We start from the raw sequence: 22,785 nt of genomic DNA, 5'->3' as shown, positions 1-22,785 counted from the left end.
CTTCCGGCGGCAGCGCTGGCCCGCGCGCCGGCCGCCCCTCCGCTCCTCAGGCCCTCACGAGTTCGTCGCCCATGTCCGCCACCGGCACGCCAGCCATCGGACCCGCCAGCGCGGGAGCCGGCGTCGCCGCGGTGGTGGTGGCCGCGGGCCGCGGTATCCGCATCGGCGGCGGCACGCCCAAGCAGTACCGCCGGGTCGGCGGACAGGCGGTCCTCACCCGCACCCTAGCGGCCCTCGCCGCGGATGACGGGATCGCGCTTATCCAGCCGGTGATCGCCGCCGACGCGGCGGACTTCTTCCGGAACTGCCTGGACGAACTTCCACCCGCAATCCGCGCGAAGATCACGGCGCCGGTGGCGGGCGGGGCGACCCGCCAGCTCTCCGTGCGCGCCGGGCTCGAAGCCCTGGCGGTCGGGTCGGCGCCCGAGATCGTTCTGGTCCACGACGCGGCGCGCCCCTATGTGGACGCCGCGCTCATCGCCCGGGCGATCGCGGCGGGGCGGGATCACGGCGCGGCCGTACCCGGCGTCCCGGTGACCGACACGGTCAAGCGCGTCGTCGATATCGCGCCCGGCATCGGCCGGGTGCACGAGACGCCGCCCCGGGAGCACCTCCGCGCGGTGCAGACGCCCCAGGCCTTCACCTTCGGTCCGCTGCTCGCCGCCCACCGGGACGCCGCCGCGCAGGGCCTCGACGGCTTCACCGACGACGGCGCGCTCGCCGAATGGGCCGGCCTGCCGGTGGTGGTCTTTGCGGGCGACGTCGCCAACCGCAAGATCACCCAGCCCGCCGACCTGATCGAGGCGGACCGCGCCTTCGCGACCGAGATCAACGAATCGCCAGCGCCGGGAGCCCGCGCCATGACCACCTACGTGACCCGCCTCGGCACCGGCTTCGACGTGCACGCCTTCACCACCGGCGACCATGTCTGGCTGGGCGGCGTGAAGATCCCCGCGGATCGGGGCGTCCTCGCCCATTCCGACGGCGACGTGGCGCTGCACGCCCTGACCGATGCGCTGCTCGGCGCCATCGCGGACGGCGACATCGGCACCCATTTCCCGCCCTCCGACGAGCGCTGGCGCGGGGCCGCCTCGGACCAGTTCCTGGCCCATGCCTGCGGGCTGGTCCGTGCCCGCGGCGGCCGCATCGACCACCTCGACATCACCGTGCTGGCCGAGGCGCCGCGCATCGGGAAGCACCGCGAAGAGATTCGCGCGCGCATCGCCGCCATCGCGGGTGTGCCGCTCTCGGCGGTCTCCATCAAGGCGACGACCACCGAGAAGCTCGGCTTCGTCGGCCGGGCCGAAGGCCTCGCCGCCCAGGCCGCCGCGACCGTGCGGCTGCCCGAGGAGGACGGTCCCGCCCTCGATGCGCAGGCCGAGACCGCGATGCGGCAGGGCTGAAGCCAGGGCCCGGGACGCGGTCGGGACATGACGACCGCGCCCTCCGCCTGCTGGCACCGATGGTGACACCGGAACGCGACCGGCCCGTCTCTCGCGCGGGACAGGGGCCCGCGTCCGATCCGGAAATCGCGGTGCAGGATCCGATCCGCGAATCGGCATGTCGGCGAGGGCGAGCCGCCGGGACAACCGCTCTCTAACCGCTTGAAGCGTCCGGCCGCGCTCCGCTTCAAGCCACCCGCAGCAGCAGCGCGATCGCCGCGATGGCCAAAGCCGCCATCGTCAGCAGGATGCCGCCGCCCCGGCAGGCGAACTGGCGCGGGGAGTTCGGGGGCGCGAACATCCCGATCGGGTGCAGGATCCGGCCGACCAGCAGGGCGATCAGCAGGGCCTGGACCAGAGTGTGGCCGCCGCCGCCCGCCTCCAGCAGGCCGATGACGATGAGCGCCAGGGGCACGTATTCCGCGAAATTGGCGTGCGAGCGGACGCGCTTGAGCATCGTCTCGTCGCCCCCGTCCCCGAACAGCACGTTGCCGGAGACGCGGCTCGCCATCACCCAGCCCGAGAGGCCGAGGTACACGAGGGCGAGCAGCCCGGCAAAGACGGCCGTGGTCGCGGGGAAGATCATGGATGGGTGTCTCCGATGGCGGCCGCCGGTCCTTGAGCCGGGCTCGGCCTTGGGTCACAACACGAGATAGGGCGCGGCCGCCCGACGGGAGCCCGTTCGCGATGATCGAAGACGCAGAGCTTCTCGCGCGGGCCGCGGCGCTGGTGGCGGCCTTCACGGCGGCCCGGCGCACCATCGCCACGGCCGAATCCTGCACGGGCGGGCTCGTGGCGGGCCTGCTGACCGCGGTACCGGGTTCCTCGGCCGTCGTGGAGCGCGGGTTCGTCACCTACTCGAACGAGGCCAAGGCCGAATCCATCGGCGTGCCGATGGATCTCATCCGCCAGCACGGTGCCGTGAGCGCGCCGGTGGCGGGAGCGATGGCCGCGGGCGCGCTCGCCGCATCGCGGGCCTCCGTCGCGGTGGCGATCACCGGCATTGCCGGACCCGGCGGCGGCAGCGCCGAGAAACCGGTCGGACTCGTGCATTTCGGCCTCGCCCAGCGGGAGGGCGGCATCCGCCTTCTGGAGCGTCGCTACGGCGATCTCGGACGCGCGGGCATCCGCTGCGCCGCGGTCGCCGACGCCCTCGGCCTTCTGGAGGAGGCCATTCGCGGCTGACCGCAACCCGGGAGGGACGTCCATGGACAGGGTGACGACGCGCCTCTGCATCGTCGGCGGCGGCCCGGCCGGGATGATGGCCGGACTGCTCTTCGCCCGCGCCGGGATCGACGTGACCGTCCTGGAGAAGCACGCGGATTTCCTGCGCGACTTCCGCGGCGACACGATCCACCCCTCGACCCTCGACCTGATGGACGAGCTGGGCTTCACGGAGCGCTTCCGCGCCCTCCCCCAGCGGCGCGTCGAGACCTTTTCGGGCGTCGTCGATGGACGCAGCTACCGGGTCGCCGATTTCAGCCGGCTGCCGACCCGGAACCGCTTCCTGTCCTTCATGCCGCAATGGGACTTTTTGGATTTTCTGGCCGGCGCGGCGGCCCAGTATTCTGGGTTCCGGCTGCTCCGCCGGACCGAGGCCCGCGATCTCATCGAGGCGGATGGTCGGATCGCGGGCGTGCGGGCCGAGGGGCCGGATAGGCCGGTGGAGATCCGGTCCGATCTCGTGCTCTGTGCGGATGGCCGTCACTCGCGGATGCGCGCGCGCGCGGGCTTTACGCCCCGGGCCTTCGGGGCGCCGATCGACGTGCTGTGGTTCCGCCTGCCGCGCCGGGATGGCGACCCGGAGGCGGCGGCCGGACGGTTCGGTCCGGGGCGGATCCTGATCACCCTCGACCGGGGCGACCTATGGCAATGCGCCTACGTGGTGCCGAAGGGCGGCGACGCGGAGCTCCGCGCGAAGGGCCTGCCGGCCTTCCGGGCGGCGGTGGCGGCGATCGCGCCGTTCCTGGCCGACCGCACCGCGGCCATCGCCGATTGGGACGACGTCAAGCTCCTGACCGTCACCGTCGACCGGCTCGACCGCTGGTACCGACCCGGGCTGCTCTGTATCGGCGATGCCGCGCACGCGATGTCGCCCGTGGGCGGCGTCGGAATCAACCTGGCGATCCAGGATGCGGTGGCGGCAGCCAACCTCCTGGTCGAGCCCCTGCGGGCCGGCCGGCTCTCGGAGGCCGATCTCGCCCGGGTCCAAGCCCGGCGGATGTTCCCGGTCCGGGCGACCCAGGCGCTCCAGCGGATGATCCAGTCCCGGGTGATCGCCGCGTCCCTCGCGGCCGATGCGCCGTTCCGGGCGCCCCTGGCGCTGCGCCTCCTCGATGCCGTGCCGCGACTGCAGGTCCTGCCGGCGCGGATGATCGGCATGGGCGTGCGGCCCGAGCACGTGCGTGCGCCGCTGCGCGCCTGACGCCCTTTCCCCGAACGCGGCGGAGCCATCCAGGGCCGGCCCTGCGGGCTTCGCGGCGCGCGGTGACGGTGCGGCCTATGCTCCGGCGCCGTACATCCGGTTGGCGCGCCCCTCGAAGGCGTCGGTGAACTTGCGGAAGGCCCGGTCGAACATCGTGCCCATGAGGAGCCCCAGGGTGCGGCTCTTGAACTCGTAGGTGATGAAGAAGTCGACGTTGCACCCCCCGTTCGGCGCATCCTTGAAGAGCCAGCGGTTTTCCAGATGCCGGAACGGACCGTCGATATACTCGGCCACGATCTTGAGGTTCGCGGGATCGAGGGTGACCCGGGTGGTGAAGCGCTCGCGGATCGCCTTGTAGCCCACGCCCATCTCGGCGATCAGCACTTGGCCGCCGTCGGGCATGTCCTGGCGGCGGATGATTCGCAGGGATTCGCAGAGCGGCAGGAACTCGGGATAGCGCTCCACGTCGGCGACGAGGTCGTACATCTGCTGCGGCGTGTGCTTCACCGCGCGGGTGACCCGGAAGGACGGCATGGTGTTGGGATTTCCTCAGGCCGAGAGCGCGGGCGACAGTTTCGCGAGGCGGGCCGCCTGAAGGCGCGAAAAGTCCTCGCCGGCGTGGTGCGACGAGCGGGTGAGCGGTGTGGCCGAGACCAGCAGGAAGCCCTTGGCGTAAGCGGTGGTCTCGTAGGCCTTGAATTCGTCGGGCGGCACGAAGCGCACGACCTCGTGGTGCTTCTTCGACGGCTGCAGATACTGGCCGATGGTCAGGAAGTCGACGTCGGCCGAGCGAAGGTCGTCCATGAGCTGGAGCACCTCGTTCCGCTCCTCGCCGAGCCCGACCATGATGCCGGACTTGGTGAAGATCGTCGGGTCGAGCTCCTTCACCCGCTGGAGCAGGCGCACCGAGTGGAAGTAGCGGGCGCCGGGCCGCACCGTCAGATACTTGGCCGGGACCGTCTCGAGGTTGTGGTTGAACACGTCGGGCTTGGCGGCGACGACGACCTCCAGAGCCCCGTCCTTGCGCAGGAAGTCGGGGGTCAGGATCTCGACGGTCGTGCCGGGGCTCGCCCGGCGGATCGCCGCGATGGTTCGGGCGAAGTGCTCGGCGCCGCCGTCCTTCAGGTCGTCCCGGTCCACCGAGGTGATCACCACGTGGTGCAGGCCGAGCTTGGCCACCGAATCGGCGATCTTCTCGGGCTCCCCGGCGTCGAGGGCGTCGGGCAGGCCGGTGCGGACGTTGCAGAAGGCGCAGGCCCGCGTGCAGGTGTCGCCCATGATCATGAAGGTGGCGTGCCGCTTCTCCCAGCACTCGCCGATATTGGGGCAGCCGGCCTCCTCGCAGACCGTGACGAGGCCGTGCTCGCGCACGATCTTCTGGGTCTCGGTCCAGGCCTTGGAGCCGGGCGCCTTCACGCGGATCCAGTCCGGCTTCTTGGCCTGGACGGGCTGGTCGGGCCGGTGCGCCTTCTCGGGATGGCGCAGGCGCGCGGTGCGCGGATCGTTCTTCAGGATGTCGAGGACGACGGCCATGGGTCGGGGGCTGCCACACCGCGGGGAGGCGCCCGTGGGCGCGGTCGGGATCGCCCTGACTTAAGGCCCAAGGCGTCGCGCCGCAAACCGCCGCGACGCCGGGCCGCCCCGCGGCGGTTGAGGGTGCGGGATTTCCGTCAGATCCCGAGCAGGCGTACGAACAGCCCGGCCAGCACGGCCCCGACCACGGGGCCGGCCACGGGAATCAGCGCGTAGCCCCAGTCGGAGGAGCCCTTGCCGGCGATGGGCAGGACCGCGTGGGCGATGCGCGGCCCGAGGTCGCGGGCCGGGTTGATGGCGTAGCCGGTGGTGCCGCCGAGCGACAGGCCGATGCCCCAGACCAGCATGCCGACCATGTAGGGCGCGACGCCCCGCGGGATCGCCCCCGCGGAACCCAGCGTGGTGGTCACGAGGGCGGAGATCGTCAGGATCAGGAAGAAGGTCGCGATGATCTCGGAGAGCCAGTTGGCCTTGGCGTCGCGGATCGCCGGACCGGTGCAGAAGCAGGCGAGCTTGAGGCCGGTATCCTGGGTCGCGCCCCAATGCGGCAGATAGTGGAGCCAGACGATCACGGCGCCCACGAAGGCGCCGAGCATCTGGGCGGGAATGTAGGTGGCAAGCTTGCTGAAATCGCCGGAACTGACGGCGCCCGCCACCGTGACCGCGGGGTTGATGTGGGCGTCGGCGCTGCCGGTGGCGTTGGCCACGAAGACCCCGGCGAGGACCGCGAAGGCCCAGCCTGCCGTGATGGCGATCCAGCCGGCATTCTCGCCCTTGGAGTGCTTGAGCAGGGCGCCCGCGACCACGCCGTCGCCGAGCACGATCAAGGTCATCGTACCCAGGAATTCGCCCAGGAATGGTGATGTCATAGTCTTGTCTCCCCCGTTCGCTGCTTTTTTGTAAGAGTTAAAAGCTTGTGCGAGCGTGTGGCCGCCGAAGGCGGTCACCGAATGTCTGACCGTTTCTGGTCTTCACCCGTATCCTGAGATGCAGGCGCGGAGCGGACGCCTTGAAAGAGCCTCCAGCCGGCCGCGCGATCTCTGGAGCCCTCCTTCGAGGCGGCTTCGCCCCACCTCAGGATGAGGTCGCGGTGGGCGGGATCGGATCACGACGGACCCCGAGCCCGCGCACGGGCCCGAGAGCCGTTCGTCAATCCTCGTCGGTCTTCCAGTCGAAGGAGCGCTGCACCGCCCGGCCCCAGGCCGCGGCGATCTTCTCGCGCTGGCCGGCATCCATCTTCGGCGTCCAGCGCTTGTCGACGCCCCAGTTGCGCTTGAGATCGTCGAGCCCCTTCCAGTAGCCGACCGCGAGGCCCGCCGCGTAGGCGGCGCCGAGCGCGGTGGTCTCGGCCACCTTCGGGCGCACCACCGGCACGTCGAGCAGGTCGGACTGGAACTGCATGAGCGTGTTGTTGGCGACCATGCCGCCATCGGCCCGCAGCTCCTTCACCGGGATGCCGGAATCCTTGGCCATGGCCTGCAGCACCTCGCGGGTCTGGAAGGCGGTCGCCTCCAGCACCGAGCGGGCGATGTGGCCGCGGTTGACGTAGCGGGTAAGCCCGATGATCAGGCCGCGGGCACCCTCGTTCCAGTGCGGGGCGTAGAGCCCCGAGAAGGCCGGCACGAAGTAGACGCCGCCGTTGTCCTCGACCGTCGTGGCGAGCGTCTCGACCTCGGCGGAATCCTTGATCATGTGCAGGTTGTCGCGCAGCCACTGCACCAGGGCGCCCGTGATGGCGATCGAGCCTTCGAGGGCGTAGGCCGGCTTCTGCCCGTCGAGGCGGTAGGCCAGCGTTGTGACGAGGCCGGCCTTCGACGGGACCGGCTCGGTGCCGGTGTTCATCAGCGCGAAGCAGCCGGTGCCGTAGGTGTTCTTGGCCTCGCCCGGCGCGAAGCAGGTCTGGCCGAACAGCGCCGCCTGCTGGTCGCCCAGGATGCCGGCGATCGGCACGCCGGCGAAGGGCGCCTTGGTCTCCCCGTAGACCTCGCTCGACGAGACGATCTTCGGCAGCATCGCCCGCGGGATGCCGAAGGTCTCGAGCATGCCGTCGTCCCAGTCGAGGGTCTTGAGCGACATGAGCTGCGTGCGGCTGGCATTGGTCACGTCGGTGACGTGAAGGCCGCCCTCCGTCCCGCCGGTCAGGTTCCAGACGAGCCAGGTGTCGATGTTGCCGAACAGCACGTCGCCGGCTTCGGCCTTCTCCCGGGCCCCCGCGACGTGGTCGAGGAGCCAGCGGAGTTTGAGTCCGGAGAAATAGCTCGCCAGCGGCAGGCCGGTGAGATCCCGGAACCGGTCGCGGCCGCCGTCGCGGGCAAACTCGCCCACCAGCCGGTCGTTGCGGGTGTCCTGCCAGACCAGGGCATTGTGCAGGGGCTTGCCGGTCGTCCGGTCCCAGATCAGCGTGGTCTCGCGCTGGTTGGTGATGCCCACGGCCGCCAGATCGGAGGGCTGGAGCCCGCCTTTCTCCAGCGCCTCGCGCATCACCGCCTGCGTCTTGGTCCAGATCTCGCCGGCGTCATGCTCGACATGGCCCGGCGCCGGGTAGATCTGCGCATGCTCGGCCTGGGCCAGCGCGATCACGCTGCCCTCGCGGTCGAACACGATGAAGCGGCTGCTCGTGGTGCCCTGGTCGATGGCCCCGACGTAACGGCTCATCGTTCCCTCCCCTGTGATGCCCGACCGGTCTGGCGCCGGATCGGGGCCGAAAAGATCAGGCCGCCTCGGCCTTGCGGTCGAGGTAGGCGGTCAGGCGCGCCGCGCTCTCCGCGCTGGTGCGCAGGCCGAGCTTGGAGCGCCGCCAGAGGATGTCCTCGGCGGTCACGGCCCATTCCTCGGTGCGCAGGTAATCGACCTCGGCCGCCGTGAGCCCGCCGTCGAAGACCTCGCCGAGATCGGCCATGGATTGTGCGGTCCCGACGATGTCCCGGGCCCGGGTGCCGTAGGCGCGGGCGAGGCGCCGGGCGGTCTCGTCGGGCAGGAACAGCTTCTCGGCCCTCAGCTTGGCGAGGAACTGGTCGAAATCGGCATCCTTCATGGCGCCCCCGGGCAGGACCGCGTCGCCGGTCCAGGCCTTCTTGAGCGCCGGGAAGTACGGCTTCAGCTTCTCCAGCGCGTGCTCGGCGAGCCGCCGGTAGGTGGTGATCTTGCCGCCGAAGACCGAGAGCACCGCCGCCCGTCCGCCCTGGTCCTCGACGTCGAGGACGTAGTCGCGGGTCACCGCCGAGGCATTCTCGGCCGCGTCGTCGTAGAGCGGGCGCACGCCCGAATAGCTCCAGACCACATCGGCCGGGGTGATCTTGGTGTCGAAGGAGCGGTTGATGCAGCCGCACAGGTAGTCGGTCTCTTCCGGCGAGATCGAGACCGGGCCGGGCTCGCCCTCGTAGGGGACGTCGGTGGTGCCGATCAGCGTGAAGTCCCGTTCGTAGGGAATCGCGAAGATGATGCGCTTGTCGGGCTGCTGCAGGATGTAGGCCTGATCGCCCGCGAACAGGCGCTTGACCACGATGTGGCTGCCCTTGATCAGGCGGACCGCCGCGCGGCTGTTGATGCCAAGCGTGCCGCCGAGCGTCTCGCTGACCCAGGGGCCGGCGGCATTCACCACCGCCCTGGCCCGGACGGTGCGCTCGGTCCCGCCGCGCTCGTCGCGCAGCGTCGCGACCCAGCCGTCGCCCTCGCGCCGGGCCGAGACGACGCCGGTGCGGGTCAGCACCGTGGCGCCGCGCTCGCGGGCATCCATGGCGTTGAGCACGACGAGGCGGCTGTCCTCGACCCAGCAGTCGGAATAGACGAAGCCGCGCTTGAGGCGCTTCTGCAGCGGCGCGCCGTAATCGGAGCTGCGCAGGTCGACGCCGTGTGAGCCCGGCAGCGTCCGCAGCCGCGCCAGATGATCGTAGAGGAACAGGCCGAGCCGCAGCATCCAGGCCGGGCGCAGGCCCTCGTCGTGGGGCAGCACGAAGCGCAGCGGCCAGATCACGTGCGGCGCGAGCCGCAGCAGCCGTTCGCGCTCCGCCAGCGCCTCCCGGACGAGGCGGAACTCGTAATATTCGAGGTAGCGCAGGCCGCCATGGATCAGCTTCGTCGAGGAGGACGACGTGAATCCCGCGAGATCCCCGCGTTCGGCCAGCAGGACCGACAGGCCCCGGCCGGCTGCGTCCCGGGCGATGCCGGTGCCGTTGATGCCGCCGCCGACGATCAGGAGATCGTAGGCGTCGGACGGCTCGCGCTGGCGCGTTGCTGCCGCCATGGTTCCTCCAAGGCCGCCCTGCTGGCGGGTTGGCATAATATTGACACGGCCGTGTGTTTTCGCAAGCGAAAAAATGGATGTTCGTTACGGTTCGTCCGCGCTGTCGGCCACCGCGAGGGTGACACCCTGGCGCTCCATGAGCGCGACCACCTCGGCCGGCGGCATCCGGTCCGTGAAGAAGGTGTCCACCTGCTCCAGGCGCCCGACCTGGACCATCGGCCGACGACCGAACTTGGTGTGGTCGGCCACCAGGAAGGTCTTGCGGGCATGGGCCAGGATGGTCTGCGTCGCCCGGACTTCCTCGTAATCGTAGTCGAGGAGCGCCCCGTCGGCGTCGATGCCGCTGATGCCGATCACCGCCACGTCGACGCGGAACTGGCTGAGCGTGTCGCAGGTGAGCTGGCCCAGCACGGCGCCGTCGCGGTTGCGCACGGTCCCGCCGGCCACGACGATGCGGAACTCGGTGGCCTCGGCCAGGGAGATCGCGACGTTGAGGTTGTTGGTGATGATGCTGAGATCGTCGTGCCGGGTCAGCTCCCGGGCGACGGCCTCCGGGGTCGTGCCGATGTTGATGAAGACCGAGCAATGCGACGGGATGCGGCTCGCCGCGAGGCGGCCGATCCGGCTCTTCTCCGGCAGCAGGGTGACGCGGCGGTCGGCGTAGTCGATGTTCTCGACACTCGACGGCAGGCCGCCGCCGCCGCGGTAGCGCTCCAGGCGGCCCTCGGCGCTCAATTCGTTGAGGTCGCGGCGGATCGTCTGGACGGTGACGCCGAACTGCGTCGCCAGGGCCTCGATGGTGACGAAGCCGCGCTGCCGCACCGCCGTGACGATGGCGCTGCGTCGCCCCTCGACGCCGGTCGCCTCGACCCTGTCGTCGGATCTCCGGTCGAGCGGTCGTGACATCGATACTCCCTCGCGTTGCCTCCGGCCGCCGCACCGCTGTAGCGGTGTTCGGCCGATGTTCGTTTGCGAACATTTTTCGTTGTCGAAGGCCGCCGCGCAAGCTTGGACCGCCTCCGGCCGGCCCGCAACCGCCGTCGGTCCGAACTATGATTCAAGGGGGCGCGGATGCCCGGCCCGCCCGCGAGCGGGCACAAAAAAGGCCTGCCGCGCATGCGACAGGCCGAGCCACCCGGGCGGTGCCGTCTCCGGCACGCCCTGGGGCCCTTCGATCACATGTTGTGGCGCATCCGGCGGTGATGCTTCATCATCTTCTTGTGCTTCATGCGCTTGCGCATCATCGGACGCTGGGCCGGAGCGGCGCCCTGCTCCATCGCGGCAGCCTCGCCGGCGCGCTCCATGCCGCCGCGCGGGCCGCCGGCCTGCGCGCCAGAGGCGTTGTAGGGCGAGTTACCCTGGGCGTAGGCGGAGCCCGCGAGGAGCGTCAGCGACGCGGCGGCCAACAGAAGTTTCCTCATCATCAATCCCTGGCGTAGACCGGCGCAGGCAAAGCGTCGCACCTCGTCAGGCGCGTTGCCGCTGCGTCGGAAAATAAGCGGCCCAGACGAGACTTGGTTCCGCAGTCCCCGCCCTTGCAGCGCACAATTGCCGGGAGCGTTAACTCGGCCTATGTCGCGTCCCGTCCCGGCCCGGCCGCGACCGAGCACGAGGGGAGCGGGTGGCGGTGGCCAGCAGCGGTTCGGCCTATCTCCTGCTGGATGTCGCCGGCACGGCCTGCGCCCTGCCCCGCAGCGCGGTCGCCGAGATCCTGCCGCTCCCGGATCTCCACACGCCCCCCGCGGCCGGAGGCTGGCTCCTCGGCTTCCTCAATCTCGGCGGCGCGCCGGTTCCGGTGATCGATCTGGCGACCCTGCTGGGCCTGCGCCCGGCGGTCGCGGCGCCCGGCCTCTACGCCCACCTCGCGCTGATGCAGGGCGAGGCCGTCGCCTATCTCGTCGATCGCGTGGCGGATCTCATGACCGTCCCGGACTCCGCGATCCGGCAGGCCGAGGAGGCCGATACCCTCAACGGCTGCGTCGCCGCCGAGCTGGTCCTCGGCGAGCGCCTCGTCCACGCGCTGGCGCCGGAGCGTCTCCTGACCGCGCAGGAGCGCATCCGCGTCGACGCCCTGACGCGGGCCGCCGCCGAACGTCTCGCCGCGCTGCCGCACTCCGTCTGACCGCGCGATGGCCCGTCCGGGTAGTCCCCGTCCCGATCTGGGTGCCGATCCCGCCTACGCGCCCCTCAAGGCGCGGATCATCGCGCGCACCGGCCATCATTACTACATCGACAAGGACGAGTTGCTGATCGAGCGGCTGCACCGCCGCTTCCGCGCCGCGGCCGTGGCCGACTGCGCCGCCTACGCGGGTCTCCTGTCTGACGGCGCGTCGGGTGAGGCGGAATGGGCCCGGCTCGAGGCCGAGATCACCGTCGGCGAGACGTTCTTCTTCCGCTACGCCGAGCAGTTCCAGGCGCTGCGCGAGACGATCCTGCCGGCGCTGATCGCCGCCCGGGCCTCCGAACGCGTCCTGCGCATCTGGAGTGCGGGCTGCTCCACGGGGGCAGAGCCCTATTCCCTGGCGATCCTGGTGCACGAACTGCTCGGCGATGCCCTGCCCGACTGGCGGGTCGCGATCCTCGGAACCGACATCAGCACCGAGGCGCTGGCCACCGCCCGCGCCGCCGAGTACGGCCGATGGGCCCTGCGGACCATGCCGCCGGAGGACCGGCTGCGCTACTTCACCCGTCTGCCGGCCGCGCCGGGCATCCGGCGCGAGGGCGGCTACGCCCTGCGGCCGGAATTCCGCGGACCGGTCCGGTTCGAGCGGGGCAACCTGCTCACCCTTGCCGCCCCCGTCCCGTCGCAGGGCGAGCCTTTCGACCTGATCCTCTGCCGGAACGTGCTGATCTACTTCGAGGCCCGGACGGTGGCCGCCGTGGTGCGCGGTCTGGGCCGCAGGCTGCGGCCGGACGGGTGGCTGCTGCTCGGCCACGCCGAGCCGAGTCCCGCCTTCGCGAGCTTCCTCGACGCCGTCAGCCTGCCCGGCACCGTGGCCTACCGCCCTCGCCCCGAGGCGCCGCCGCTCGCCCTGGCCGCCGTGTCGGCGGCGGATCCGCCCCGTCCGGCGCCCCAGGGGGCGGAGCCGTGCGGCCAGAGGTCCGGCCGGATACCGACCCCGTCCGCCGTCGACGCGGCCGTCGACGCTGCTGCCGATCCCGCCCCGAACCCGGCTGCCGATGCCGCAGCCGGGACGATCTCCGCCGAGACGATCTCCGCCGAGACGGGCCCCCCGGACGCTTGGTCGGCCGAGGAGGAGGCGGGAGGGCTCGACCGCATCCGCACGCTCGCCGATGCCGGGGAGACCGGCGCGGCCTGGCGGGCCCTGCGGACCGCGCTGGATCGAGATCCGACCGACACGGCCCTGCGCTTCTACGAGGGGCTGCTGGCCCATACCCTCGGGCGCGACGCCGAGGCCGAGCGGGCGCTTCGGGCCGCGCTCTACCTCGACCGGGGCTTCGTGATGGCGCACTATCACCTCGGCCTGCTGCTGATCGCGCTGCAGCGCCCGCACGAGGCCGTTCGCGCCCTCGACAATGCCGTCGCCTTGAGTCAAGCCCTCGGCCCGGACACGGCGCTGCCCGAGGGCGACGGCGCTTCCGCCGGCGAGATCGCGGCCAGTGCGGCCGCGGCCCGCGCCGCGCTCTGCGTCACCGACAGCAGGAGGTCCTGATGGGGGCACGCCCGAGTGCGCAGGAGGCCCGGCCGCGGACCCGGCCGGAGCGGGATCTGCGCGCCGAGCGCGCGGTCGCCCTCGCCCGCCGCGGCGCGGTCGCGGCGGCCGCCGGCCTGGACATCGACCAGCTCGTCTGCGCCTGCGGCAGTGAGCGTTATGGCCTGCCCCTAGCAGCCGTCGCGCAGGTCCTCCCGTCACGCCCCTGTACGCCGATGCCCGGCGCGGTGCCGGCGCTGGACGGCCTCATCGCCCTGTCCGGGCGGATCGTCGGGGTCCTCAGCCTCGCCCGCGCTCTCGGCCGGCCCGACGCGGCATCGGATGCGGGGTCGGAGGGTCATCTGATCGTGCTGCGCGGGCCCCATCCGCAGCCCCTCGCCCTCGCGGTGGACCGCGTGCTCGGCATCGCCCGGGTCGCCGCCTCCGGCGAGGCCGCCGTCGATCCCGACGGCTTGGGCAACGAGGCCGCTTCGGTCTATGCGCCGGGCTCCGCCTCCGGAGCGGTCGGCGACGGCCGCCCCGACTTCGTCGTCATCGACCTCCCCCGTCTCCTGCGCCGCGCCCTGCCCTGAACCGGGCCGCCTGCCCCAACCGGAGCCCTCCCCGCCCGTGTCGCTCTCGATCGGAAAACGCATCCTTCTCGGCTTCTTCGCCATCACCGCCGTGGTGGTGGCGCTCGGGCTCTACGCCCTTGAGCAGATCGGAGCGGTGCGCGACACGACCGACGCGATCGTCCGGCGGGACATGACGGTCCTGCGCCAGCTCGACGATCTCGGGAACGAGGCGCGCGATCTCGGTCTCCTGCGCCGCACCGCCGTGATCGGGATGCTGATGCAGGCTCAGGGCCGCCCGGCCCAGACCGGCGAGACCCTCACGGCCTGGCGCCAGACCGCGGCCCAGGTGGAGAACCGGCTCGCCACGACGATCCAGCTCGCCGGCGAGTACCGGGCGCAGGGCATTTCCGCCGAGCGCATCGCGGCCTGGGACCGCATCGCCGCCGCGGCGAACACGGTCCAGGGCTTCTTCCGCGAGGTCAAGGCCCAGGGCGAAGCGCAGTTCGCCGCCATCGCCCAGCAGGATGTCGCGGCGGTCGAGGCCCGCAACGCGGAGATCAGCCGCCTGCAGGCGCCCTTCCTCGACGGGATCAAGAACCTCCGGTCGCAACTCGACGGCAGCATGGCCCTGGGCCAGCGCGCCGCGCAGGCGGTCTACGAGCGCTCGCGCCTCTCGATCTACCTGACCCTGGGCGCCTCGGTGCTGCTGGCGCTCCTGATCACGTGGCTGATCAGCCGCGCGGTGGTGCGCCCCCTCGAATCGGTCATGGCCTTCGTCGCCCGCGTCGGCGAGGGCGACCTGTCCGGCCAGCTGACGGCGGGCGGCCGCGACGAGATCGGTCAGCTCTCCGCGCGTCTCAACGCGATGGTTGCGGGTCTGTCGGATCTGGCGCGGACCAACCGGGCGGCGACGGCGGACCTGAACGCGGCGGCGGCGGAGATCCGCGCCTCGGCGCAGGAGCAGGCGGCCTCGGTGGAGCAGCAATTCGCGGCGGTGCAGGAGACGGCGGCCACGGTCGACGAGATCACCCATTCGGGCGCGCAGATCAGCAAGCGGGCCACCGAGGTGATCGCCACCGCCCAGGCGACCGCGCAGACCTCCCGCCAGGGCCTGCGCGCCGTGTCCGACACCGCCAAGGCCATGGAGGCGATCCGCGAGCAGGCGGAGGCGGTGGCCGGCAACATCGTCAGCCTGTCGGAGAAGACCCAGACGATCGGCGACATCATCGAGACGGTCAACGACATCTCGGAGCGCACGCACCTGCTGGCGCTCAACGCCGCCATCGAGGCGGCGGCGGCCGGCGAGAGCGGGCGCAGCTTCGCGGTGGTCGCTTCCGAGATGAAGCTCCTGGCCGATCAGGCCAAGGCGGCCACCGGCCAGGTGCGGGGGATCCTGGGCGAGATCCAGCGGGGCATCAACACCTCGGTCATGCTCACCGAGGAGGCGGTCAAGCGCGCCGCCGCCGGCAAGACGCGCTCGGACACGACGCAGCGGACCATCGAGGAGATCACCGCCCGGGTGGAGGAGAACGTCCAGACCTTCCAGCAGATCGTCGCCTCGACCAACCAGCAGCAGCTCGGCATCGAGCAGGTGATGGGCGCGCTCCAGAACATCCGCCAGGCCAGCCAGCAGACCGCGGCCGGCACCCGGCAGGTCGAGGCCGCCTCCGCCAACCTCACCGAACTCGCCCAGGCCCTCATGGCCCTCGCCGAACGCTACCGGAACTGAGGCGGCGCGCCCCTTGGCCGAGGATATCCGCAAGCTCCTGCTCGCCGCCTTCGATGTGGAGCATCGGGAGCACGTCACGGCGATCCGCGGGGCGCTCGGCAGCGCCACGCCGGATTGGAACGACGTCTTCCGCCGGGCCCACAGCCTGAAGGGGGCGGCGCGCGCCGTCGACCTCCCCGCGGTCGAGGCGGTCGCCCACCGCCTCGAGACCCTGTTCGAGGGCGTGCGCACCGGCGCCACCGCCCTCGACCGCGAGGCGGCCAACGCCGTCCACCTCGTTCTCGACCGGATCGAGTCCTACGTCGCCGGCCTCACGGACGGGGCCGGCCCGGAGATGCCGCCCGACGCCCTGGCGGCGCTCGGGCGCCTCCTCGATCTGCCCGGGGAAGCGCCGCCGCCCGGCCCGGCCTCGGCTCCGGCCCCGAGCCCGCCCGCCATGCCGGCGGCCCCGTCACCGACCCCGTCACCGGCCGCGCCTGCGCCGAAGCCGGCCCCCGAGCCGGCCGAAGCCTCCGCCGCCATCCTGCGGGTGCCGGCGGACGCCGTCGAGGCGCTGGCCCGGGCGAGCCACGATCTGGCCAGCACCCTGGCGGGCCAAGCGCCCGCGGCCGACGGCCTCGCCCGCCTCGCCCGCCTCGCCCGCGACCTGCGCCTCGGCGCGGAGACCCTCGCCGCCGGGGCCGGCGCGGAGCGGCCCGAATGGCGCGCCTTCGCGGCCCGCGCCGACGCCTTCGCCCGGGAGGCCGCGGATCTATCGCGGCGCCAAGCTTCCGCGACCAGCGCGGTCGAGGGGGCGGCGACCCGCGTCCGGGCCGCCGCCGAGCGCCTCGCCCTGGTGCCGGCCGAGACCGTGCTGGCGCCGCTGGCCCGGTCGCTGCGCGAGACGGCCCGGGAGCAGGGCCGCGAGGTCGATATCGACCTGCGGGGCCTCGACCTGCCGGTGGAGCGCGGCACGCTGCAGGCCCTGAAGGATCCGCTGCTCCACGCCCTCCGCAACGCCCTCAGCCACGGCTGGGAGGCGCCGGAGGTGCGGCGCGCGGCCGGCAAGCCGGAGGCCCTGGGCCTCGGGCTCGCGGTCGCAGTGCAGGGCTCCCGCCTTCAGGTCACCGTCTTCGACGATGGGCCCGGGCCGGACCTCGCCCGGATCGAGGCGGCGGCCCGGGCCCGCGGCCTCCTCGGTCCCGCGGCCGCCGCCGACCCGGAGACCCTGCTGCGCCTCGTCTTCGAGCCCGGCTTCTCCACCGCCGAGGCGGTCGATACCCTGTCGGGGCGCGGCTACGGCCTCTCGGTCGCCGCGGACGCCGCCCGCCAACTCATGGGCAGCGTCCGCCTGGAGCCGCGCGATCCGGCCGGCACCGCCCTGATCTTCAGCCTGCCGCTCTCGGCGGCCCGGCGCAGCCTGCTGCTGGTCGAGGCGGCCGGGCGCAGCTACGCGCTGCCGGGGGGCGCCGTGGAGCGCCTCCTGCGCCTCAAGCGCGGCGAACTCCCGGTCGCGATGGGACGGACGATCCTGCGGCTCGGTGAGGGGGATGCGGCGACGAGCCACCCGGTCACGGACCTCGCCGCGATGCTCGGACAGTCGGCCGATCCCGCCGATCCCGGCATGCTGACCGCCGTGGTGCTGCGGACCCGCGGCGGCCGTCTCGCCCTTTCGGTCGATCGTCTGCACGACGTCCGTCCGTTCCTGGTCCTGCCCGCGCCCGCCTTCGGGGCCGATCCGGGCCTGATCGCCGGCACGGCGGTCCTGCACGGGGACGTGCCGGTCCTGGTCCTCGATCCCGAGGGGATCGCGGTTCGCGCCCTGGCCGGGGCGTCGGGCGGGTCGCTCGGAACGATGGGGCCGGCTCAACGTTCGACGACTCCCGTGTCGCCGCGCGCATCCGCCCGCGCGACGATTCTGGTCGTCGACGATTCGATCACCACCCGGACCTTGGAGAAGGGCATCTTGGAAGCCGCCGGCTACCGTGTGGTCGTTTGCGTCGACGGGCAGGATGCCCTCGAACGGCTGCGCGCCGAGATCGAGCCCGTGGACCTGGTTCTCGCCGACGTGGAGATGCCACGGCTCGACGGGTTCGGCCTGCTCAAGGCCCTCCGGGCCGACGAGCGCTTCGCCCGGCTTCCGACGATCCTGATGACCTCCCGCGGGGATGCCGCCGACGTCGCCCGGGGCCTGGATCTCGGCGCCGACGCCTACCTCACCAAGCAGAAGTTCGACCAGCGCCAGTTGCTGGATACGATCGGGCAGCTCCTATGACCCCCGTCCGTGTGATGCTCGTGGAGGACAGCCTCGTGGTGCGCGAGCTGCTGCGCCACATCGTCTCCCGCGATCCCCGCCTCGAACTCGTGGCTGCGGTCGCGTCCGGCGAGGAGGCCCTCGACAAGCTCCGGACCGTGCGGCCGGACGTGATCTCGATGGATATCCGCCTTCCGGGCATCGACGGCCTCGAGACGACCCGCCGGATCATGGCCGAGCACCCGACACCGATCGTCGTCGTGGCGGATTCGGTCGAGGATTCCTCGCTGCGCATCTCCATGAACGCGCTGCGGGCCGGGGCCCTGTCGGTGGTCGAGAAGCCGGTGGCCACGACCCATGCCGGCTATGAGGGCGTGGCCGGCGAGATCTGCACGCAGCTGCGGATCATGGCCCAGGTTCCGGTCATCCGCCGCCGCCCGATCGGCACCGAATGGGCGGGCCGTGCCGTCGCTGCGCCCCACGCGCCGCCGGCCGAGCTGACCGGGCAGGCCCCGAGCCTCCTGGGCATCGCCGCCTCGACGGGCGGCCCTCCGGCGCTGGCGCGGGTGATCGGCGCCCTGCCCCAGGATTTCCCCCTGCCGGTGCTGGTGGTCCAGCACATGGGGGCGGCCTTCATGGACGGGTTCGCCAGCTGGCTCGACAGCGTCGTGACCCTGCCGGTGGCGCTGGCCCGGGACGGGGAGCGGGCCGAAGCCGGCCGCGTCTACGTGGCCCCGGGCGACCGCCACCTGGAGATCGGCTCCGGCCGGATCCTGCGGGTGATCGACTCCGCGCCGGTCTCGGGCCAGCGCCCCGCCGCCACCGTGCTGTTCCGGTCCATGGCCCGGCAATCCGGAGCCTCCGGCATCGGCGTGCTGCTCACCGGCATGGGCGAGGACGGAGCCATCGGTCTCGCCGACATGCAGAAGGCCGGCGCCCAGACCGTCGCCGAGCATGAGAGCACCGCGGTCGTCTACGGCATGCCGGCGGCGGCCGTAAGGCTCGGGGCCGCCCGGGCCGTTCTCCCCCTCGACCGAATCGCCGACCACGTCCTGCGCCTCGTGGACGGGGGGGCTCGGCCGTGATCGAGGCCGGCACGGTTGAGGTGCCGGCCCGGATCCTGCTCGTCGAGGATTCGGAGACGCAGGCCCTGGAGCTGCGTCTGCTCCTGGAGGCGCACGGATTCGCCGTGGAGCGCTGCGCCTCCGCCGAGACCGCCCTCGACCACCTCAACCGCAGCCAGCCCGATCTCGTGGTGGCCGACTATCACCTGCCGGGCATGAACGGCGACGAGCTGATCCGGCAGATGCGCCTGTCCCTGCGCACCCGGGCCCTCCCCGTCCTGATGCTGACCGGCGGCAGCGGGGGCGAGCGTCAGGGCCTCGAGAGCGGCGCCGACGCCTACCTGCCGAAATCCGCCGATCGCGACCTGATGATCCTGCGGATCCGCGCCCTGCTGCGCGAGCGTCGCCCCGCAAGCGAGGGCGAGGGCCCGGGTGCGGCCGCGTTCCGGCGCGGGCGGATCCTGGTGATCGACGGGAGCGCGACGTACCGGACCTTCCTCGCCGGCCTGATGGGCCAGGACGGCCATCACGTGGTCAGCGCCGACGGGCCGGACGCGGCGCTGGCCGCCCTGGACGCGGCGGCCGGCGCCGAGGCCTTCGACTGCGTGACGGTCGATCTCCTGGGCCACGCCTATGACGGCCTCGCCCTGTGCCAGGTGATCAGCGAGCGGCGCTCCGGCCAGGCGGCGGGTGCGGGCTTCCACCTCGTCGGGATCGCCGGCAGCGATCCGGCCAAGACTTTCCTCGTCGAAGCCTACGCGGCCGGGGCCGACGACGTGGTCTCGAAGACCGATGCCGAGGTCCTGGCGCTGCGGGTGCGCGGCTTCGTGCGGCGGCGCCTGCTGGAGGAGGATGACCGGCGCATCGCCGGCCAGTTCGGCGAGCGCGAGCGGGCGGTGGAGCGCGCCCGCGCCGAGGCCGAGGCGGCCGAGGCGCGGGCCGGGCTCGCCGACGCCCTGGAGCGCGCGAACCGCGACCTCGCCGATGCCAATCGCCAACTCACCGAGGCGCAGTCCAAGCTCGTCCAGGCCGCCAAGATGGCTTCGCTGGGCGAACTGGTGGCCGGCATCGCCCACGAGATCAACAACCCGCTGGCCTTCATCCTGGCCCATCAGGGCACGGTCGAACGCCTGCTCGGCGAATTGCCGGATGCCGCGCCGGACGCGGCCGCCCGCGCCGTCGACAAGGCCCGGCAACGGGTCGGCTCGATGCGGATGGGGCTGACCCGGATCCAGGATCTCGTGCTGAACCTGCGGAAGTTCTCGCGCCTCGACGAGGGCGAACGTGCCCTGGTCAACGTCCCGGAGGCGATCGAGACGGTGCTGGCCCTGATCCAGCACAAGCTCGGCGACCGGATCGCCGTGGAGCGCAGCTTCGCGGGGCGCGCCGAGATCCACTGCACCCCGGCGCTGCTCAATCAGGTGGTGATGAACATCCTGGGCAACGCCGCCGACGCGATGCCGGAGGGCGGCACGATCCGGATTACGACCCAGTCGAGCCCAGAGTTCGACGAGATCCGTATCAGCGATACCGGTCCCGGAATCCCGGATACGTTGCGGGAGAAGATCTTCGAGCCGTTCTTCACGACGAAACCGGTGGGATCCGGTACCGGTCTGGGTCTTGCGATTGCATACAGCGTCGTTCAAGCGCATAGCGGCTCGCTCACCGTGGAGACGGCCCCGGGTGGGGGAGCCTGCTTCGTGATCGGGATCCCGCGGCAGGCGCCAGTGCATGAGTGACGGTACGGCAGGTGTAGGGACGATCCTGGCCGTCGACGACGAGCCGGATATCCTGATCGCCCTGGAGGACCTGTTCGAGGAGTCCTACCGGGTGCTGACGACCTCGCGCCCCGCGGAGGCGCTGGAGATCCTGCGCGCCGAGCCCGACATCGCCGTCGTGCTCTCCGACCAGCGCATGCCCGGCCTGACCGGCGACGCGCTCCTCGCCGAGGCCCGCACCTTTCACGACGCGCAGGCGATCCTGCTGACCGGCTACGCCGACATCACCGCGGTGATCGCCGCCCTCAACCGCGGCGGCATCGTCGGTTACGTCACCAAGCCCTGGGATGCCGGCCTGCTGCGCTCCACCGTCCGGCAGGCCTTCGAGCGCCATAGCCTCGGCCGGGACCTCGCCACCGAGCGGGCGCTCCTGCGCGGCCTCCTCGACCACGCCCAGGACGCGATCAGCTTCAAGGACGCCCAGGGCCGGTTCGTGCGGCTGAACGCCCGCAAGGCCGCCCTCCTCGGCCACGACATCGCCGCCTGCCTCGGGCGGCGCGAGGGCGAGCTCCTCGGCCCGAAGGCGGCCCCGGTGACGGCGGCGGACGAGGCGGCGATCCGCTCCGGGGTGGTGGCCGAGAGCCTCATCAGCGATGGCCCGACGGGGGCCGAGCAGTGGAGCCACGTGACGCGCGTGCCGATCCGCGATGCCGGCGGTTCGATCAGCCACCTCGCGATGATCGAGCGCGACGTGACCGAGCAGCGGACCCTGGAGGCCCGGCTGCGGCAATCGGACAAGATGCAGGCGCTGGGCACCCTCGCGGGGGGCATCGCGCACGATTTCAACAATCTCCTGACCGCGATCCTCGGCAGCCTCGAACTCGCCGCCCCGAAGGTTGCCGACCAACCGCGGGTCCAGCGGCTGATCGAGAACGCCCGCGGAGCCGCCGAACGCGGCGCGTCCCTGACGAAGCGCCTCCTCAGCTTCAGCCGTGCCCACGACCTCCAGGCACGGGCCGTCGACGTGAACACCCTGATCACCGGGATGAGCGACCTGTTCGGGCGCAGCCTCGGCGGCCTCGTCACGGTCCGGACCGACCTCGAGGAGGGTCTTGCGGCGGTCCAGGTCGATCCGGACCAGCTCGAACTCGCCGTGCTCAACCTCTGCATCAACGCCCGGGACGCCATGCCGGACGGGGGCACCATCACGGTGGCGACCCGGCAACTCAGCATCGGCGGCGATCCCGAGATCGCCGACGGCACCTATCTGGGCATCAGCGTCACCGACGAGGGCACCGGCATACCGGAGGAGATCCTGCGCCGGGTCTGCGAGCCGTTCTTCACAACCAAGGCGGTCGGCCAGGGGACGGGGCTCGGGCTCGCCATGGTGTTCGGCCTCGCACAGCAATCCAAGGGCCGGCTGGTGATCGACAGCGTGGTCGGGCGCGGTACCCGTGTCGAGCTGGCTCTGCCCTTCGCCGACCAAGCCCCCGAGCAGGCCGCCGAGGCGTCCGGTGCCGCCCCGGTCGCCGGCCGGCGCGCCCGCGTCCTCATCGTCGACGACGACCCGCAGGTGCGGCACGTGACGGCCTCCTTTCTGACCGGATTCGGCCACAGCACCACGGAGGCCGGCGATGGCGAGGCTGCGCTCCGGCTTCTCCAGGGGGACCGCTACGACATCGTCGTGGCCGATCTGGCCATGCCCGGCATGAGCGGCATCGAGCTGGCCGCCGAGATCCGCGACCGGGATCCGCACATGCCGGTCCTGATCCTCACGGGCCACGCCGATGCGATGCAGATCCCTGAGGACCTGCCGGTGCTCGCCAAGCCGTTCCGCTCGGCCGATCTCGCGGCCCGGGTCGCCACGCTGCTGGAGGGCGCGGTCGGGACCTCCGTCTGAGGGGGGGGCTTGCAACCAACCGGTTGCCGGCTCATTCTCTCTCCGTGGAGCCCGATGGCTCCGGGTTACGAAGAGGAGGTGGACCATGAGCAATCACGGCATCTTCCCGCGCCGCAGGCGTGACAACGATCTGGACCAGGACGGTCCACCGGACGAGTTCCGGCAGGGATAGGGGTTTTCGGAACGCGGCGCGGTCGAGTTCCCGGCCCGTCCGATACGGGCCGCCAGGGCGAGCTCCCGCGACCATCCGAGACGTGGACCCTGCTACAG

At 72.0% G+C, this 22,785-nt stretch carries 19 protein-coding genes; 11 read left to right on the top strand and 8 right to left on the bottom strand.

The features are described 5' to 3' along the window. The first annotated feature begins 71 nt into the window (after positions 1-71). On the top strand, positions 72-1,403 hold the full coding sequence (locus tag ABC766_RS28970) for a bifunctional 2-C-methyl-D-erythritol 4-phosphate cytidylyltransferase/2-C-methyl-D-erythritol 2,4-cyclodiphosphate synthase (RefSeq protein ID WP_345820062.1): 1,332 nt from the start codon (positions 72-74) through the stop codon (positions 1,401-1,403). Between the two features lie 226 nt (positions 1,404-1,629). Here the strand turns inward: ABC766_RS28970 and ABC766_RS28965 are convergent, their stop codons facing one another. Continuing rightward, entirely contained in the window at positions 1,630-2,028 is a 399-nt protein-coding gene (locus ABC766_RS28965) for an MAPEG family protein (protein ID WP_043757423.1), read from the bottom strand. A gap of 101 nt (positions 2,029-2,129) precedes the next feature. On the opposite strand from ABC766_RS28965, the gene ABC766_RS28960 reads away from it, so the two are divergent. Both ABC766_RS28960 and ABC766_RS28955 read left to right on the top strand, forming a co-directional pair. Beyond that, positions 2,130-2,627 carry a CinA family protein gene (locus ABC766_RS28960; RefSeq protein WP_043384461.1) on the top strand — a complete coding sequence of 166 codons (498 nt, stop codon included), beginning with the start codon at positions 2,130-2,132 and terminating at the stop codon, positions 2,625-2,627. Between the two features lie 22 nt (positions 2,628-2,649). After that, positions 2,650-3,867, top strand: coding sequence for an FAD-dependent oxidoreductase (locus ABC766_RS28955; RefSeq protein ID WP_345820061.1), 1,218 nt, complete (start codon positions 2,650-2,652; stop codon positions 3,865-3,867). A gap of 75 nt (positions 3,868-3,942) precedes the next feature. On the opposite strand, the gene ABC766_RS28950 is transcribed toward ABC766_RS28955, so the two are convergent. The 7 genes from ABC766_RS28950 to ABC766_RS28920 all read right to left on the bottom strand — a co-directional run bounded on the left by ABC766_RS28950 (position 3,943) and on the right by ABC766_RS28920 (position 11,064). Further along, complete coding sequence (locus ABC766_RS28950; RefSeq protein ID WP_043352527.1) at positions 3,943-4,401, bottom strand: type II toxin-antitoxin system RatA family toxin; 459 nt, start codon at positions 4,399-4,401, stop codon at positions 3,943-3,945. Positions 4,402-4,416: 15 nt separating this feature from the next. Then, a complete protein-coding gene (gene lipA / locus ABC766_RS28945; protein WP_043757429.1) occupies positions 4,417-5,400 on the bottom strand; it encodes a lipoyl synthase in 984 nt (327 codons plus the stop codon). A 137-nt stretch (positions 5,401-5,537) separates the two neighbouring features. Beyond that, positions 5,538-6,269 carry an MIP/aquaporin family protein gene (locus tag ABC766_RS28940; protein WP_043352530.1) on the bottom strand — a complete coding sequence of 244 codons (732 nt, stop codon included), beginning with the start codon at positions 6,267-6,269 and terminating at the stop codon, positions 5,538-5,540. A gap of 280 nt (positions 6,270-6,549) precedes the next feature. Next, positions 6,550-8,055 carry a glycerol kinase GlpK gene (gene glpK, locus ABC766_RS28935; RefSeq protein WP_043757431.1) on the bottom strand — a complete coding sequence of 502 codons (1,506 nt, stop codon included), beginning with the start codon at positions 8,053-8,055 and terminating at the stop codon, positions 6,550-6,552. 55 nt (positions 8,056-8,110) lie between these two features. After that, complete coding sequence (gene glpD / locus ABC766_RS28930; RefSeq protein WP_345820060.1) at positions 8,111-9,643, bottom strand: glycerol-3-phosphate dehydrogenase; 1,533 nt, start codon at positions 9,641-9,643, stop codon at positions 8,111-8,113. Between the two features lie 84 nt (positions 9,644-9,727). Further along, a complete protein-coding gene (locus tag ABC766_RS28925; RefSeq protein WP_043352536.1) occupies positions 9,728-10,549 on the bottom strand; it encodes a DeoR/GlpR family DNA-binding transcription regulator in 822 nt (273 codons plus the stop codon). Between the two features lie 269 nt (positions 10,550-10,818). Next, positions 10,819-11,064: a hypothetical protein gene (locus ABC766_RS28920; protein WP_051044842.1), complete on the bottom strand. Its 246-nt coding sequence runs from the start codon at positions 11,062-11,064 to the stop codon at positions 10,819-10,821. A 206-nt stretch (positions 11,065-11,270) separates the two neighbouring features. On the opposite strand from ABC766_RS28920, the gene ABC766_RS28915 reads away from it, so the two are divergent. From ABC766_RS28915 to ABC766_RS28880, 8 genes are read left to right on the top strand one after another with little or no spacing between them, the layout of a single operon-like run. Continuing rightward, a complete protein-coding gene (locus ABC766_RS28915) occupies positions 11,271-11,765 on the top strand; it encodes a chemotaxis protein CheW (protein WP_043352540.1) in 495 nt (164 codons plus the stop codon). 7 nt (positions 11,766-11,772) lie between these two features. Beyond that, on the top strand, positions 11,773-13,317 hold the full coding sequence (locus ABC766_RS28910; RefSeq protein ID WP_345820059.1) for a protein-glutamate O-methyltransferase CheR: 1,545 nt from the start codon (positions 11,773-11,775) through the stop codon (positions 13,315-13,317). Further along, the gene (locus tag ABC766_RS28905) at positions 13,317-13,889 is read left to right on the top strand and encodes a chemotaxis protein CheW (protein WP_043352543.1); all 573 of its coding nucleotides are present in this window, start codon (positions 13,317-13,319) and stop codon (positions 13,887-13,889) included. Before ABC766_RS28910 ends, ABC766_RS28905 begins: the two co-directional genes overlap by 1 nt. A 37-nt stretch (positions 13,890-13,926) precedes the next feature. Next, positions 13,927-15,600 (top strand): methyl-accepting chemotaxis protein, encoded by a 1,674-nt coding sequence (locus ABC766_RS28900; RefSeq protein ID WP_345820058.1) that lies wholly within the window; start codon positions 13,927-13,929, stop codon positions 15,598-15,600. 13 nt (positions 15,601-15,613) lie between these two features. Then, on the top strand, positions 15,614-17,854 hold the full coding sequence (locus ABC766_RS28895; RefSeq protein WP_345820057.1) for a hybrid sensor histidine kinase/response regulator: 2,241 nt from the start codon (positions 15,614-15,616) through the stop codon (positions 17,852-17,854). After that, on the top strand, positions 17,851-18,918 hold the full coding sequence (gene cheB / locus ABC766_RS28890; RefSeq protein WP_043387373.1) for a chemotaxis-specific protein-glutamate methyltransferase CheB: 1,068 nt from the start codon (positions 17,851-17,853) through the stop codon (positions 18,916-18,918). The genes ABC766_RS28895 and cheB overlap by 4 nt, the downstream gene beginning before the upstream one ends. After that, positions 18,915-20,636: a response regulator gene (locus ABC766_RS28885; RefSeq protein WP_043387375.1), complete on the top strand. Its 1,722-nt coding sequence runs from the start codon at positions 18,915-18,917 to the stop codon at positions 20,634-20,636. Before cheB ends, ABC766_RS28885 begins: the two co-directional genes overlap by 4 nt. Beyond that, positions 20,629-22,515: a response regulator gene (locus ABC766_RS28880; RefSeq protein WP_345820056.1), complete on the top strand. Its 1,887-nt coding sequence runs from the start codon at positions 20,629-20,631 to the stop codon at positions 22,513-22,515. The genes ABC766_RS28885 and ABC766_RS28880 overlap by 8 nt, the downstream gene beginning before the upstream one ends. Positions 22,516-22,785 lie beyond the last annotated feature (270 nt).

The organism is Methylobacterium fujisawaense, from assembly GCF_039619325.1.
Lineage (GTDB): Bacteria > Pseudomonadota > Alphaproteobacteria > Rhizobiales > Beijerinckiaceae > Methylobacterium > Methylobacterium fujisawaense.
Note: the sequence above shows the minus strand (reverse complement) of the source record. Positions and strands in the feature narration are given on the sequence as shown.

What these genes read in the sequence shown, in the direction of transcription:
- ABC766_RS28970 (WP_345820062.1), top strand. Translation starts at nt 72, where the DNA reads ATGTCCGCCACCGGCACGCCAGCCATCGGACCCGCCAGCGCGGGAGCC.
- ABC766_RS28965 (WP_043757423.1), bottom strand. Translation starts at nt 2,028, where the DNA reads ATGATCTTCCCCGCGACCACGGCCGTCTTTGCCGGGCTGCTCGCCCTC.
- ABC766_RS28960 (WP_043384461.1), top strand. Translation starts at nt 2,130, where the DNA reads ATGATCGAAGACGCAGAGCTTCTCGCGCGGGCCGCGGCGCTGGTGGCG.
- ABC766_RS28955 (WP_345820061.1), top strand. Translation starts at nt 2,650, where the DNA reads ATGGACAGGGTGACGACGCGCCTCTGCATCGTCGGCGGCGGCCCGGCC.
- ABC766_RS28950 (WP_043352527.1), bottom strand. Translation starts at nt 4,401, where the DNA reads ATGCCGTCCTTCCGGGTCACCCGCGCGGTGAAGCACACGCCGCAGCAG.
- lipA (WP_043757429.1), bottom strand. Translation starts at nt 5,400, where the DNA reads ATGGCCGTCGTCCTCGACATCCTGAAGAACGATCCGCGCACCGCGCGC.
- ABC766_RS28940 (WP_043352530.1), bottom strand. Translation starts at nt 6,269, where the DNA reads ATGACATCACCATTCCTGGGCGAATTCCTGGGTACGATGACCTTGATC.
- glpK (WP_043757431.1), bottom strand. Translation starts at nt 8,055, where the DNA reads ATGAGCCGTTACGTCGGGGCCATCGACCAGGGCACCACGAGCAGCCGC.
- glpD (WP_345820060.1), bottom strand. Translation starts at nt 9,643, where the DNA reads ATGGCGGCAGCAACGCGCCAGCGCGAGCCGTCCGACGCCTACGATCTC.
- ABC766_RS28925 (WP_043352536.1), bottom strand. Translation starts at nt 10,549, where the DNA reads ATGTCACGACCGCTCGACCGGAGATCCGACGACAGGGTCGAGGCGACC.
- ABC766_RS28920 (WP_051044842.1), bottom strand. Translation starts at nt 11,064, where the DNA reads ATGAGGAAACTTCTGTTGGCCGCCGCGTCGCTGACGCTCCTCGCGGGC.
- ABC766_RS28910 (WP_345820059.1), top strand. Translation starts at nt 11,773, where the DNA reads ATGGCCCGTCCGGGTAGTCCCCGTCCCGATCTGGGTGCCGATCCCGCC.
- ABC766_RS28905 (WP_043352543.1), top strand. Translation starts at nt 13,317, where the DNA reads ATGGGGGCACGCCCGAGTGCGCAGGAGGCCCGGCCGCGGACCCGGCCG.
- cheB (WP_043387373.1), top strand. Translation starts at nt 17,851, where the DNA reads ATGACCCCCGTCCGTGTGATGCTCGTGGAGGACAGCCTCGTGGTGCGC.
- ABC766_RS28880 (WP_345820056.1), top strand. Translation starts at nt 20,629, where the DNA reads ATGAGTGACGGTACGGCAGGTGTAGGGACGATCCTGGCCGTCGACGAC.